Origin of the sequence: Mesorhizobium sp. B283B1A (genome assembly GCF_020165735.1) — a bacterium.
GTDB classification, from domain to species: Bacteria; Pseudomonadota; Alphaproteobacteria; order Rhizobiales; family Rhizobiaceae; genus Mesorhizobium; species Mesorhizobium opportunistum.
In genome coordinates, this window is record NZ_JAIUIQ010000002.1 from 107,315 (window position 1) to 120,022 (window position 12,708).

Consider the following 12,708-nt stretch of genomic DNA (forward strand, 5'->3'; position numbering starts at 1 on the left):
GAGTCAGACAAATCCGTCACCCGTCCTCGAACACCATCTCCAGGATCCACGGACACGCATAATAATCGGCGATGCGGTCGATCACTCCGCCGGCGGCATGGATCCGCACCAGATGGGCAGGCCGCCAGACATCGCCATACAGCCTGTCGACGACCAGCACGATCTCGGCGCGGATCGCGCCCTGCCGCATGCGCCAGGGAAGTTCCGCGCGCTCATACTCGACGAAATAGGGCGAGTCGGAGAGCAGGCCGTTGTAGCAATCCGAGACCCGCAGGCGCGCATCGGCGCTGGTCAGCGCCCGCACCCCGTCCCAGTCCCTGGCATTGAAGAGTTCGACATAGCGGCCGAGCAGCCGCGCCAGTTCGGGGCCGTGCGCGGGTATCGCCACCGGTTGCGCCGGCAAGGCAGCGAGCTTGGCGCGGCCGCGGTTCAGCGCCGATTTGACGCCGCCTGTCGTCGAACCAACGAGCTCGGCGATCTCCTCCAGCGAATGGTCGAAGACATCCTTGAGCAGCACGCAGGCCCGCTCCTTCGGCGGCAGGTGCACGACCAGCCGCTCGATGGCGCGGCCGGCGCCCTGCCCGGCAGGCTCGACCGGCAACACGATATCGTCGCCGGCATAGCCGGCCTCGGCTCGCTGCCGCGCGCGGCGGCCCCTGATGAAATCGATGCACCTGTTATGGGCGATGCGGAACAGCCACGGCCGCCACGCCAGCGTGTCGTCGAGCAACTCGATCTTGCGACAGGCCTCGAACAGCGCCTCCTGCATGACGTCCTCGCCATCGAGCGCCGAGCCGGTCATGCGCGCGCAGTAGCGGTGCAGACGGACGCGCAAATGCGAGACCGTCTCCAGGAAGGCGGCATAGCGCAGGTCGAACAGGCCTTCGGATCGAGCCTTGGCCTCATCCCCTGCGCGGTATCACGAGATCTGCGGATCTGCTGGTTCATCGCGGCACATAGGTCAGGGTCACCACGCCATTGTCGAAACGGTGCGTGCCGACGAGATCGAGGTCGATGGACCCGACATCGTCGAAGGCGCGCTTGCCGTGCCCGACGCGGGTTGGCACGATCGACAGATGATACTCATCGACCAGCCCGGCGGAAACCAGTGTTTGGTCGAGCTGCGACACCCCATATTTCAGGATGTCGCCGCCCGGTTGCCGCTTGAGCGCGGCGAGCGCCTGCGCGACGTCGCCCTCAAGCAGCGTGGCGTTCCACCCCACCGACTTCAGCGTCTTCGACGCGACCAGCTTCTTCAGGCCGTTGATGCGGTCCATATACGGACCCTTGAGATCGGGCCAGCGCGCTGAGAACATCTCGTAAGTGACGCGGCCGAGCAGGAAGAACTCGACGCCGGACAATGCCCGCAAGGCATGCGCCTGGTTCTGCTCGTCGAAGAAGGGCGACGCCCACCCCATCGGCCCTTCGATGACACCGTCCAGCGAGACGAAGCTGGACACGATCAGCCGGCGCATGATCAGGCCGCCTTCGCGCCGGCGGCAACATCACCGGCATCCGGCAGCCCAAGCTTTGGCCGCACCCAGGCAGCGAGGCGGGCGATCGCATCATCGGCTTCGGGCGCCCGGCCCGCCATCATCTGGAACGAGTGCAGCATGTCGTCAAAGACATCGAGCCGCGTCTCGACGCCGGCCTGGCCGGCACGCTCGGCGAACATGCGGCTCTCATCGACCAGCGTCTCGTCGGCGCCGGCCTGCAGGTAGACAGGCGGAAAGCCGGAGAGATCGGCATAGAGCGGGCTGACCTCGGGATCGCGCCGGTCGGCATCGCCGATGAAATTGGCCACCAGCCAGTCGACGCCGGCCTTGGCGAAGGCGGGGTCCTTGTCGCGGTTGGTCTCGTAGCTGGCGGCGGTCAGCGCCATGTCGAACCAGCCGGAGATGATCAGGGTGGCGACGGGCAGCGGCCTCCCCTGCGCACGCAGCCGCTGCAGGACGCCATAGGTCAGCACCGCGCCGCAGGAATCGCCGGCGATGACGATCCGTCCGGGGTCGAAGCCCTCGTCGGTGAGCCAGTTCCAGGCAGTCATCGCTGCTTCGAGCTGAGCCGGATGCTTCGCCTGGTGTGCCAACGGATAATCGTAGACCAGCGCTCGGCAGCCGACCGCCTTGGCGAGATGGCCGACCAGCTTGCGATGCGTGTAGATCGAGCCGCCGACGAAGCCGCCGCCATGCGCGTAAAACAGCGCCCGCTCCGCGTCGGCACCCTTCGGCACGATCCATAGCGCCGGCACGCCGCCGGCATCCACCTCGATATAGTCGACGCCGCCCGGTTCGCCGGTCAGCGCCGGCCAGTGAGTGTCGTTGAAATCGATGATCGCCTGCGGGCTGGTCAGCTTGCCGGCATTGGCGACGAACGCCGCATAATGGTTCCTGTTTGCCTCACTCTCAGTGCTCGCCATGATAGCCTCCGGGGTTATGGATCGCGGGTCCCGCGATCTTTCCAAAGCCAAGGACGGACGAGCGGCCAAAAAGGATACGTCGCAGCGCTCGCTTTTTTGGGAGCGCGCTCAGGCCACGCCGCCAAACGCCGCCGCGTGGCGCCGGGCGAACTCTACGAACGGCGTCGGCTTGACGCCGAACATCTCATGCGTCGCCAGGTGCACCCGCGATTTCGGCCGCCGCCGCCGCTCGGCCAGTTGCTCGTCCAGCGCGTCGGCGAAACCGGCCGGAATGCCGGCGGCCAGCAGGTTGCGCCGCCGCTGTTCCGGGCTCACGTCGACATAGCGGACCGGCTTGCCGGTCGCCTGCGATATTCGCGCGGCGATGTCGGTCATGGTCAGCGCCTCGGGTCCGGTCATGTCGAGGCTCTCGCCTGCATGGCCGCCATCGCGCAGCAGCCGGAAGGCCACTTTGGCGATGTCCTCGACGTCGACCGGCGACAGCTCGGTGTCGCCGAGCGCGAGATAGAAGGCGCCCTCGGCGGCGATCGTCGGTGCGTCGCGCAGATAGACTTGCATGAACTGGCTCGGGCGCAGATGCGTCCACGCCATGCCGACCGCTTCAAGATAGCGCTCGACCTCCTCATGCATGCGCGTGAACCGGAACTTCGTCGCGTCGTAGCCGATGTTGGACTCCCTGCCGGAGAACTTCACCACATGCCCGACGCCGGCCGTTCTGCAGGCATCGATGAAACGACACTGCGTCTCGGTCATGTCGTCGCCCGCGGTCGAAATCATCAGCACGCGATCGACGCCGTCGAGCGCAGCGCCAAGCGTTTCCGCCCGGCGCATGTCGCCCTCGACCAGGTCGACGCCGGCCAGATCGCCCAGTCCTGAAGCCGATGCCCGGTTCCGATCGCGGACCAGCGCCCGCACCACATGCTTCTGCCGCGCGAACTCGCGCACGATCGCTTTTCCGTTCAGGCCCGTGGCACCCGTCACCAGGATCATCAGCTTTTCTCCGTCTTGATTGCCGCTGCTGCCATCCCGGCAACCGCAGCTTGAAGACGAAGAGACCAGGGCAAAGGATTCTGCCCAAACGTCTTTTTATCGATGCGAGGCTCAGCCGCCCGGGGCATAGCGGTTGACCACCATGCCGCAGGCATAGGCCTTCGAGCCGAGCAGCCGAAGGTTCCGGAAGCCGCCCTGGTCGAAGATGCGGCGGCCGGCGCCCAGCGCCGCCGGATTGACGAACAGCTGGAGCTCGTCGACCAGTCCCGCAGCGATCAGCGCGGAGGCGAAGCCGGCGCCCCCGAAGACGGCGATGTCGGCGCCCTCGCCCGCCTTCAGCGCCTTGACTTCGCGCGGCAGGTCGCCGCTCACCACCGTCGTGCGCTCCCACCGCGAGGTTTTCAGCCTGTCGGTGGGCACCACCTTGCGCCCCTCGACGATACGCTGGGCGAAGGCGTAGAACGGATCGGCCGGATGTTTCTTCGCCGCATTGCCCCAATGGGTGAGATAGCCCTCCTCGGCCATCTTGCGGCTGAGCAGGATGGTGTCGATACCGGCAAAGACGGTGTTGAAATCGCGCTTCAGCTCCTCGTCCCAGCCATTGTCGTCGCCCCACTCCCAGAGTTGCCAGCGATGATCCGCATTGGCGCCGACAAAACCATCGACCGAGATTTGCATCTGAAGGATCAGCTTTTTCATCATCGTCTCCGGTTGTGCCGATCGCGGCCGCCGCGTGCTCGGCCAGCCTTCGGCATTGATTGGTTTACATTTGGAACTATTGACGTTCGAGAAAAATGATGTCAATAGTAAAGTGATTTAAAAATGGAACCATAGAGATGTCGACGCGTGAAAGATCCGGGTGCCCGATCAACCTGTCGCTGGAACTGCTCGGCGACCGCTGGACGCTGCTCATCATCCGCGATCTGATCTTCGCCAGGAAAAAGCACTTTCGCGAGTTCCTGCAATCCGACGAAGGCATCTCCTCACGCACGCTGGCCGAGCGGTTGCAGACGCTGCAGGAGGAAGGCATCCTCACCCGCAGCGACGACCCGAGCCATGGGCTGAAGGCGATCTACCGGCTGACCGAGGCCGGCATCGATCTTTTGCCGGTGCTGGCCACGCTCGGCGCCTGGGGCAGCAAGCACCGCAAGGCCGACGATCATCTCGCCCGCATCGCCAACGAGTTGGCGGATGGCGGCGAGCCGGCGGTGGAACGGATGAAGGCGGCGCTGCGGGTGGAGCATATCGTTTAGGCGGATACGCAGTCTTCCCATGGCAAATGAATTGCCAGCCTCGGCTGCGCCCAGGGATGTTGATTAAGCTACGCCACGGCTTGACAGTCGTACATGATTTGTTCTCTATGTGTTCGCATCTATCAGCAACTGCGGATGAGCGGTCGGGATGGAAACGACAGCCACCATCCTGCATGCCGATCTCGATGCCTTCTATGCCTCGGTCGAGCAGTTGCTCGACCCGTCGCTACGCGGCAAGCCGATCGCGGTCGGCGGCGGTGTCGTGCTCGCCGCCTCCTATGAGGCGCGTGCCTTCGGCGTGCGCGGCGGCATGCCGGGGCGCAAGGCGCGCGAGCTCTGCCCGCAGCTGATCTTCGTCGGCGGCAATTTCAGCCACTACCAGCGGCTTGGCGACGCGGCGATCAAGGTGCTCGACGATTTTACGCCGCTGGTCGAGCGCATCTCCATCGACGAGGCCTTCGCCGATGTCGCCGGCTGCACGCACCTGTTCGGCTCACCGCAAGAGATCGCCGCAACCATCCGCCGCCGTGTGCGGGCCGAACTCGGTCTGCCGATCTCGATCGGCGTCGCGCGCACCAAGCATCTGGCCAAGATCGCCTCGCAGGTCGCCAAGCCCGACGGGCTGGTGGTGGTCGATCCCGGCACCGAGCTTTCCTTCCTGCGCGATCTGCCGGTCGGCCTGATGTGGGGTGTCGGCCCGGCGACAAGGGCGCGGCTGGCCGAAATCGGCATCGAGACCATAGGCCAGCTGGCCAGGACGCACAGCGGCGCGCTGACGCGGCTGCTCGGTCCCGCCGCCGGCGAAAAGCTCTCGGCTTTGTCGTGGAACCGCGACCCGAGGAAGCTGGAGACGAAGCGCCGGGCGCACTCGGCCGGCGCCCAGTCGGCACTTGGCCGCAAGCCAGCGGTGGCGCAGGTCATCGTGCCCACCTTGCTGCATCTGGCCGACCGCGTCGCCAGCCGGCTGCGCGCCAAGGCGCGGCCCGGCCGCACGGTGACCGTGCGTGTGCGCTTTGCCGATCTCAGCGCCGTCACCCGCTCGATCACGCTCGACCAGCCGATCTCGGCGACCACGATGCTGGCCGAAATCGCAGGCGATCTGGTGCGCGGCGTGCTCGCCGACAATCCGCATGAAAGAACGATCTCGCTGCTGGCGATCTCGGTCTCGCATCTCTGGGAAAGTGCCGAGCTGCAGCTCGAACTGCCGCTCGGCCTTGCCGACGAAAAGCACCGGCCGGGCACGGCAAAAGGTCTGGCGCGCTTCGGCGCCGACCGCGCCATCGACAATATCCGCGAGCGCTTCGGCAAACAGGCCGTCGGCTACGGCACGGTGGCGCTCGAAGCGGCGCGCTCGGTGCCCGACGAATTCAGGGAGCTGGCGGAAAAGGAACTGTGAGAACTACCTGCCGCTGCGCCAATAGCGATGCACCTTGACGCCGCTGGCGCTTTCCCCGTGCCAATTCTCGCAAGCGATGCCGTCCTTGTCGGCATCATGCGTCGGCCAATATCCGGGCTGCCCACTGCGCGCGGGGGCAAGACCGACGGCGCGAGCCGCTGCACAGTTCGGGAACGCGGCAAAGTGCCTGAGGGCGGAGAGCGGTGAGTCGATCTGGATGCCGACAAAGCCATAGGCGATGTAGCCGGACGACAGGATGAACGGCGCGAAAAGAGCAACCCATTTCAGCCTGCCAAGGCGATGAGATGCAGGCCAATACAAGAACGGCAGAAGCATTCCCGTCACGCCCTCCGGTCCCAGCACATCAATGCAGGCTATCTCGGGGCAGGCTATCTCGGGCCGGCCGCCATGACAATGATGCCGGACCTGCCGGGATCCAGATACGCCCGGACCCTCAGAGCTGCGCCGTGCCGAAAACCCGATCCCAGAATATCGACGTCACGCCGAAATTGGCGGTATCGTCGATGTGATGATGCACTGCGTGGCGGCGCTTGAGCGTGTAGAGATAACTGGGATGTCTGGGATGCCAATGATGGATCATGTGGTGGACGCTGATGTACCAGAGATAGCCCAGCATCAGGCCGCAACTGACCGCGCTCGCGGTCGTGAAACCGAAGGCCATCCACACCGGCAGGAAGGCGACCAGCGCATGCACACCCAGACTGAGCCAGGTCGGCGTACCCACCGAACTGCGCTCCTCGACATGATGACGGTCGTGCAGGTCCCTGATGTAGGGAATGTGATGAAGGACAAAGCGGTGCAGGACGTATTCGATCAGCGTCCACAGGCCGAGACAAAAGATGACCGTACCGATCCACTCCGGCGCACTCTCCTCGCCGGCCTCGATCAACCCGGCTATTCCCAATATGGCGATCACCAGCGGATAGACCACGAAGTCGCTGTAGTAGCCGATCAGACCCAGTTGCATTCGGACGCCTTACCTGACCTTCGACGCCGCCCCAAAGTGATACCTCACATTGCCGGACCCGCACATGAGGTGCAATGCGGGCGTGTTTGACATAGCGTCGCAATTTGCCGATGCAAGGGTTGGTATCCATGATCGGCCGGCAATTGGCCACCTCGTATCAGCGCCACGAATGGACACGCAAAATGGCAAAACGCAGTGCCGGCCTGCTGATCTATCGTAGAAGCGATGGCGACATCAGCGTGCTGCTGGTTCATCCCGGCGGCCCGTTCTGGGCGAAGAAGGACGAAGGGGCCTGGTCGATCCCGAAAGGCCTTGTCGACGAGAATGAGGACGAGCTTGTGGCGGCACAACGCGAGACCGAGGAAGAGATCGGCATCAAGGTCGATGGCGCTTTCGAGCGCCTCGGTGACTACAAGCAGCCGGGCGGCAAGATCGTCAGCGCCTGGTCGGTGGAGGCCAGGGCGGAGATCGACGTGGCCGCCATCAAGAGCAACAGCTTCACCATGGAATGGCCGCCGCGGTCGGGATCGATGAAGGAATTCCCGGAGGTCGACAGAGCGGGCTGGTTCAGCCTGCCTGAGGCCGAGGTCAAGATGCTTGTCGGGCAGCGTCCGATGCTATCGGATCTGGCCGAGCGGCTGGGAATCTGGTGATCTCCCTCCTTGTGGGGGAGATGGCCGGCAGGCTAGAGGGGGGGGCGCTGTCCCGCCAACCTCTCGGCCAAATCAGCCGTGTCCGTTGGGATTGGCGTAAAAGCGGACCATGCCGAAAGGCTGGCGTTCCTTCGCGCCCCCTCTGCCCCGCCCGGGCATCTCCCCATCAAGGGGGAAGATCGACTGTCATTCCTCGAACCGCGCCGCCGTCCACGCTCCACCCGCCGCATTGGACTCCACCGCCGCAGCGACGAACTTCACCCCGCGGGCGCCATCGACCACGTCAGGCACCTGCGCCGCGCGTGCCGCATCGACCACCCCGCCCGACCGATGCGCGCGGAGGATGTCGGCGGCATCGCGGTAGAAATTGGCGAAGGCCTCGATATAGCCTTCCGGGTGCGCCGCCGGCATGCGCGAAACGCGCCGGCTTTCCTCGGTCGAGCCATGGCCGCCGCGCACCAGCGTCCGGGTTTCCTCGCCATATCTGGAGAAGCGCAATTCCTCCGGCCGGCTTCCAGACCATTCGAGCCCGGCTCTGTCGCCATAGATGCGCACGGTGAGGTCATTGTAGTGGCCTGGTGACGTCTGGCTGGCCAGGATCGTGCCGCGCGCCCCGCCGGTCCAGCGCACCAGCACATGCGCATTGTCGTCGAGCCGGCGCCCGGGCACGGCGGTGAACAGATCGGCCGACACCGTCTCGGCCTCGCAACCCGAGATATAGCTCGCCAGATTGAAGGCATGCACGCCGATGTCCGCCAGCACCGCCGACTGCCCTGCCCGCGCCGGATCGGTGCGCCATTCCGCCTGCTTCTGGCCCTCGGCGTCAATCGGCTTCGTCAGCCAGTCCTGGATATAGGCGCCGTGCACCGACACGATTCGGCCAAGCTCGCCCGCCGCCACCATCTCGCGCGCCTGGCGCACCATGGCGTAGCCGGTATTGTTGAGCGTGACGACGAAGCGGCGCTTCTTCGCCTTCGCCAAGGCCACCAGCGCCTCGGCGTCATCAAGCGTCGTCGATAGCGGCTTGTCGCAGATCACGTCGATGCCGGCTTCGAGGAAGGCGGTGGCAATCGGCGCGTGCAGATGGTTGGGCGTGACGATGACGACGGCCTCTATGCCATCCGGCCGCGCCGCCTCGGCCTTGGCCATGGCATGGTAGTCGGCATAGCTGCGCTCCGGCGCGATGCCGATCTCGGCGGCCGAGGCGGCGGCGTTCTCCGGATCGGAAGACAGCGCGCCGGCGACCAGCGCGATCTGGTCGTCGAGGCGCATGGCGAGCCGGTGCACCGCGCCGATGAAGGCATTGCGGCCGCCGCCGACCATGCCGACCCTCAGGCGCTTGCCCGCCGACCCGTCTGATGTTGCGTAGACCATGTCTATCTCCTCCGAGCAGACTGATTCAAGGGCTGAGGCCCGATATCGAGCCAGCACCCACCGTCGAGTTCTATGGCGCCCCCCTCTGTCCTGCCGGACATCTCCCCCTCCAGGGGGAGATTGGCAGCGTCGACTGCGGCGCCTTTCTTGCAACGCTGGCGATTGGCGAAAGCAGAGATGACGTCCAATCTCCCCACTTGAGGGGGAGATGTCCGGCAGGACAGAGGGGGGTCTCGTAGAGCGCCACCTTTGACCGTCGGCATCACTCGTCAAAACCACAACTCACCGTCGAACGCCATTTCCAATTTCCATATTGTAAAACGATCGTATCGCGCTAGCCTGAAAACATGGGCGGGGCGCGCAAATCATCGGGACGGTCCATTGCCGACGAGGCGGCGACGCGCAAGCGCGGGCGCTCGCTGGCAGCACTGGGCTACATCCAGCCGCGGACCTATGAGGAACTGCGCGCGGTGCTGTCGTCGGGCACGGTGCATTTTCCCAAACGGCTGCGCCAGGTGGCAATCTTCCTGTGGCAGCACCCGAGCGACGTCGCGCTCGGCACCATCGCGCAGGTGGCCGCCCAGGCAGGCGTGCAGCCCTCGACGCTGGTGCGTTTTGCCCAGATCTTCGGTTATTCCGGCTTTTCCGATTTCCAGGGCCTGTTCAAGGACCACGTCAAGGGATCATGGCCGGAAGGGCGTGGCCAGGAAAAGACGGAGGCCAATGCCAATCTGCATTTCCTGCATGGCATGGTAGGCGCCTCGCAGGCCTCGCTTGGCCGCGTCGAGGCCGGCTTCGACGTCGAGAGCTTCGAAAAGATGGTAGCGCTGCTGGCTGGTGCCGACCTCATCTACGTCATCGGCTCCAAGCGCGCCTTCCCTGTCACCACCTATCTGTCGCTGACCTTGTCGCAACAGGGTGTGCGCAATGTGCTGGTCGACAATGTCGGCTCCTCGGCACTCGACCAGGTCGGCTGCATCGGCGCGCGCGACGCGGTGCTGGCCGTCTCCTTCAGCCCCTACAATTCGATCACCCCGGACCTCGTCGCGGTGGCGCATGAGCGCAAGGCCCGCATCGTCACCATCACCGACAGCACCTTCAGCCCGTTGATCCGGCTGTCGGACAGCTGGCTGGAAGTGGTGGAATCCGACTTCGCCGGCTTTCGCTCGCTGGCGGCCTCATTGGCGGTCGGCATGGCACTGGTCCAAGGGGTCGCCGCGCGCCGCGGCACATGAGGCTCCGCTGGCACAATTGACTATCGGGAATTGCCGTTCCATATTTCAGAAAATAGAAACTTTGTTCCGGGAGGAGGAATGGAGCTTCATCTTCAAGGCAAGGTCGTGCTGGTCACCGGCGCGACGCAAGGCATCGGCCGTGCGATCGCTCAGGCGCTGGCGCGCGCCGGCGCCGGCGGGCTGCTGATCACCGGGCGCGATGGCAAACGCGGCGACGCCGTGGCGGCGGAACTGTCGGCCACCGGCACGCCGACCATCTTCGTCGCCGCAGACCTCGGAGACCCGGCAACCCCCGCCCTTCTGGCGCAAGCCTGCATCGAGCGCTTCGGCCGCATCGATGGCCTGGTCAACGCCGCCGGCCTGACGGACCGTGCCTCTTTCCTCGATGCCAGCCTCGACGACTGGGCCTCGCTGTTCGCCGTCAACGCGCGGGCACCATTCTTTCTGATGCAGGCTGCCATCGCCGACATGAAGAAACGCGGCCAAGGTGGCTCGATCGTCAATATTCTCTCGATCAACGCCCATTGCGGCTCGCCCGAGCTCGCGGTCTATTCCGCCACCAAGGGCGCGCTGGCGACGCTGACCAAGAACGCCGCCAACGCCCACCGTTTCGACCGCATCCGCGTCAACGGCATCAATGTCGGCTGGACCGACACGCCGGCCGAATGCGTCATGCAATCCGAAATTTTGGGCAACGGCCCCGGCTGGCTCGACGCCGCCAACGCCGCACAGCCTTTCGGCAGGCTGTTGACGCCGAACGACATCGCCAACCTCGCCGTTTTCCTGCTGTCCGACGCGGCCGGACCGATGACCGGCGCCGTGATCGACCAGGAACAGTCCGTGATCGGGGCCAACCGGTGAACGCTTCACCCGAGACATTGGGTCCGGCGCTGCTCGACCGCTTGCCTGTGTCGGTCCAGACACCGGCCTATGACCGCGCGGCCCTCGCTCCGGGGATGGCGCATCTCGGTGTCGGTGCGTTCCACCGCTGCCACCAGGCCGAATATACCGATGACCTGCTGTCGCTGCAGTTCGACCGCTGGGGCGTGGTCGGTATCAACATCCGCCCGCCCAGCCTCGCCGACACGCTCGGCCAGCAGAGCGGCCTCTACACAAGGCTGATCCGCGAGAATAGCCATGTCGAGGCGCGCGTCATCGGCAGCATCGTCAAGGTGGTCGACAGCCAGGAAAGTGCCGAACCGGCGCTCGACGTGCTCGCCTCGCCCGACATCGATCTGGTGACCATGACGGTGACCGAAAAGGGCTACTGCCACATTCCGTCGAGCGGCGAACTCGATCTCGGCCATCCCGACATCGTTCATGACCTTGCCAACCCCGAGACACCGAGGAGCGTGCCCGGCATCATCGCACGGACGCTTGAGTTACGCCGGGCGACCCACGGCCGGTCGCTGACGCTGCTGTCTTGCGACAACATCCCGACCAACGGCGTCATCCTGGAAAAGGTCGTGCGGACTTTCGCCGAGCGGCGCGGCAAAGGGCTGGCCGACTGGATAACGGCCAACGCCGCCTTCCCCTGCGCCATGGTCGACCGCATCGCGCCGGCGGTGACGCAGCCTGACCTCGACAGCGTCGAGCAATGGTTCGGCTACCGCGACGGCGCGGTCGCGGTCGGCGAGCCATTTCGGCAATGGGTGATCGAACAAAAATTCGCCGGCCGCGTGCCGCGCTGGGACCTGGTCGGCGCCACCTTCGTCGACGATGTCACGCCCTTCGAGCATCTCAAGATGCGGGTGCTGAACGGCGCCCAGACGACGCTCGCCACTCTCGGCGTGCTGGCCGGGCTGGAACACACATTCGATGCCGTCGCCGACCCGCTGCTCGCCGGTTTTGTGCGGCGCATGCTGGTGCAAGAAACGCTGCCGACGTTGACGCCGGTGCCCGGCGTCCTGCCCCTCGCCTATGTCGAGCAAAGTCTCGGCCGACTGCAGAACACCGCGATCCGCCACCGCAACCACCAGATCGCCACCGATGGCTCGCAGAAAATCGTCCAGCGCCTGCTCAACCCGATCCGTGACCGCTTGCGCCAGGGCGCCGGCATCGGCCTGCTGTCGGTGCCGGTCGCCGGCTGGATGGCTTATCTGATCCAGGCCTCAACCCGGTTCGGCAAACGCTGGCCGGTGTCGGACCCCTATGCCGGCAAGGTCGCTGGGATCGCCGACACGGCCGGCCGAGATGCACCAGCGCTGGCTTCAGGCATTCTGGCCATCGACACGATTTTTGCCCCCGGCCTTGCCGCGAACGAGACGTTTCGCGCGGCCGTCACGTCAGCGCTTGATGATCTGCTTTCGGACGATCCGATGGCCGCTGTCAGGCACAGTCTTGAACAAGATGAGGTCGCGAGGTTGAAGCGATCCAAACAATCGGCATTATAGGGTTGGG

The 12,708-nt window shown here is 65.2% G+C and carries 14 protein-coding genes; 6 read left to right on the forward strand and 8 right to left on the reverse strand.

The features are described 5' to 3' along the window. Nucleotides 1–16 precede the first annotated feature (16 nt). From LB577_RS01900 to LB577_RS01920, 5 genes are all read right to left on the reverse strand, one after another. The gene (locus LB577_RS01900; protein WP_224685319.1) at nt 17–835 is read right to left on the reverse strand and encodes a sigma-70 family RNA polymerase sigma factor; all 819 of its coding nucleotides are present in this window, start codon (nt 833–835) and stop codon (nt 17–19) included. Between the two features lie 109 nt (nt 836–944). Further along, a complete protein-coding gene (locus tag LB577_RS01905) occupies nt 945–1,475 on the reverse strand; it encodes a dihydrofolate reductase family protein (protein ID WP_224685320.1) in 531 nt (176 codons plus the stop codon). A 2-nt stretch (nt 1,476–1,477) separates the two neighbouring features. Further along, entirely contained in the window at nt 1,478–2,419 is a 942-nt protein-coding gene (locus tag LB577_RS01910; RefSeq protein WP_224685321.1) for an alpha/beta hydrolase, read from the reverse strand. Between the two features lie 108 nt (nt 2,420–2,527). Beyond that, entirely contained in the window at nt 2,528–3,409 is an 882-nt protein-coding gene (locus LB577_RS01915; RefSeq protein ID WP_224685322.1) for an SDR family oxidoreductase, read from the reverse strand. Between the two features lie 111 nt (nt 3,410–3,520). Beyond that, nucleotides 3,521–4,108: a dihydrofolate reductase family protein gene (locus tag LB577_RS01920; RefSeq protein ID WP_224685323.1), complete on the reverse strand. Its 588-nt coding sequence runs from the start codon at nt 4,106–4,108 to the stop codon at nt 3,521–3,523. A gap of 137 nt (nt 4,109–4,245) precedes the next feature. On the opposite strand from LB577_RS01920, the gene LB577_RS01925 reads away from it, so the two are divergent. Further along, entirely contained in the window at nt 4,246–4,662 is a 417-nt protein-coding gene (locus LB577_RS01925; RefSeq protein ID WP_224685324.1) for a winged helix-turn-helix transcriptional regulator, read from the forward strand. A gap of 148 nt (nt 4,663–4,810) precedes the next feature. After that, nucleotides 4,811–6,058, forward strand: a complete 1,248-nt coding sequence (gene dinB, locus LB577_RS01930; protein WP_224685325.1) for a DNA polymerase IV — start codon at nt 4,811–4,813, stop codon at nt 6,056–6,058. A 3-nt stretch (nt 6,059–6,061) separates the two neighbouring features. Here dinB and LB577_RS01935 read toward each other — a convergent pair whose 3' ends face one another. Together LB577_RS01935 and LB577_RS01940 are read right to left on the reverse strand one after the other, a co-directional pair. Next, nucleotides 6,062–6,394, reverse strand: a complete 333-nt coding sequence (locus LB577_RS01935; protein ID WP_224685448.1) for an excalibur calcium-binding domain-containing protein — start codon at nt 6,392–6,394, stop codon at nt 6,062–6,064. A gap of 118 nt (nt 6,395–6,512) precedes the next feature. Further along, entirely contained in the window at nt 6,513–7,046 is a 534-nt protein-coding gene (locus LB577_RS01940) for a sterol desaturase family protein (RefSeq protein ID WP_224685326.1), read from the reverse strand. 182 nt (nt 7,047–7,228) lie between these two features. Here LB577_RS01940 and LB577_RS01945 point away from each other — a divergent pair, with 182 nt between their 5' ends. Further along, a complete protein-coding gene (locus tag LB577_RS01945) occupies nt 7,229–7,699 on the forward strand; it encodes an NUDIX domain-containing protein (RefSeq protein WP_224685327.1) in 471 nt (156 codons plus the stop codon). A 186-nt stretch (nt 7,700–7,885) separates the two neighbouring features. Here LB577_RS01945 and LB577_RS01950 read toward each other — a convergent pair whose 3' ends face one another. After that, the gene (locus LB577_RS01950) at nt 7,886–9,073 is read right to left on the reverse strand and encodes a Gfo/Idh/MocA family protein (protein ID WP_224685328.1); all 1,188 of its coding nucleotides are present in this window, start codon (nt 9,071–9,073) and stop codon (nt 7,886–7,888) included. 347 nt (nt 9,074–9,420) lie between these two features. Here LB577_RS01950 and LB577_RS01955 point away from each other — a divergent pair, with 347 nt between their 5' ends. The 3 genes from LB577_RS01955 (at nt 9,421) to LB577_RS01965 (ending at nt 12,701) form a co-directional block, all read left to right on the forward strand. After that, nucleotides 9,421–10,308 (forward strand): MurR/RpiR family transcriptional regulator, encoded by an 888-nt coding sequence (locus LB577_RS01955; protein ID WP_224685329.1) that lies wholly within the window; start codon nt 9,421–9,423, stop codon nt 10,306–10,308. 78 nt (nt 10,309–10,386) lie between these two features. Further along, nucleotides 10,387–11,169, forward strand: coding sequence for an SDR family oxidoreductase (locus tag LB577_RS01960; protein WP_224685330.1), 783 nt, complete (start codon nt 10,387–10,389; stop codon nt 11,167–11,169). Continuing rightward, entirely contained in the window at nt 11,166–12,701 is a 1,536-nt protein-coding gene (locus LB577_RS01965; protein WP_224685331.1) for a mannitol dehydrogenase family protein, read from the forward strand. The genes LB577_RS01960 and LB577_RS01965 overlap by 4 nt, the downstream gene beginning before the upstream one ends. Nucleotides 12,702–12,708: the final 7 nt, after the last annotated feature.

What these genes read in the sequence shown, in the direction of transcription:
- LB577_RS01960 (WP_224685330.1), top strand. Translation starts at nt 10,387, where the DNA reads ATGGAGCTTCATCTTCAAGGCAAGGTCGTGCTGGTCACCGGCGCGACG.
- LB577_RS01945 (WP_224685327.1), top strand. Translation starts at nt 7,229, where the DNA reads ATGGCAAAACGCAGTGCCGGCCTGCTGATCTATCGTAGAAGCGATGGC.
- LB577_RS01905 (WP_224685320.1), bottom strand. Translation starts at nt 1,475, where the DNA reads ATGCGCCGGCTGATCGTGTCCAGCTTCGTCTCGCTGGACGGTGTCATC.
- LB577_RS01915 (WP_224685322.1), bottom strand. Translation starts at nt 3,409, where the DNA reads ATGATCCTGGTGACGGGTGCCACGGGCCTGAACGGAAAAGCGATCGTG.
- LB577_RS01955 (WP_224685329.1), top strand. Translation starts at nt 9,421, where the DNA reads ATGGGCGGGGCGCGCAAATCATCGGGACGGTCCATTGCCGACGAGGCG.
- LB577_RS01935 (WP_224685448.1), bottom strand. Translation starts at nt 6,394, where the DNA reads ATGCTTCTGCCGTTCTTGTATTGGCCTGCATCTCATCGCCTTGGCAGG.
- LB577_RS01940 (WP_224685326.1), bottom strand. Translation starts at nt 7,046, where the DNA reads ATGCAACTGGGTCTGATCGGCTACTACAGCGACTTCGTGGTCTATCCG.
- LB577_RS01910 (WP_224685321.1), bottom strand. Translation starts at nt 2,419, where the DNA reads ATGGCGAGCACTGAGAGTGAGGCAAACAGGAACCATTATGCGGCGTTC.
- LB577_RS01920 (WP_224685323.1), bottom strand. Translation starts at nt 4,108, where the DNA reads ATGAAAAAGCTGATCCTTCAGATGCAAATCTCGGTCGATGGTTTTGTC.
- LB577_RS01925 (WP_224685324.1), top strand. Translation starts at nt 4,246, where the DNA reads ATGTCGACGCGTGAAAGATCCGGGTGCCCGATCAACCTGTCGCTGGAA.
- LB577_RS01950 (WP_224685328.1), bottom strand. Translation starts at nt 9,073, where the DNA reads ATGGTCTACGCAACATCAGACGGGTCGGCGGGCAAGCGCCTGAGGGTC.
- dinB (WP_224685325.1), top strand. Translation starts at nt 4,811, where the DNA reads ATGGAAACGACAGCCACCATCCTGCATGCCGATCTCGATGCCTTCTAT.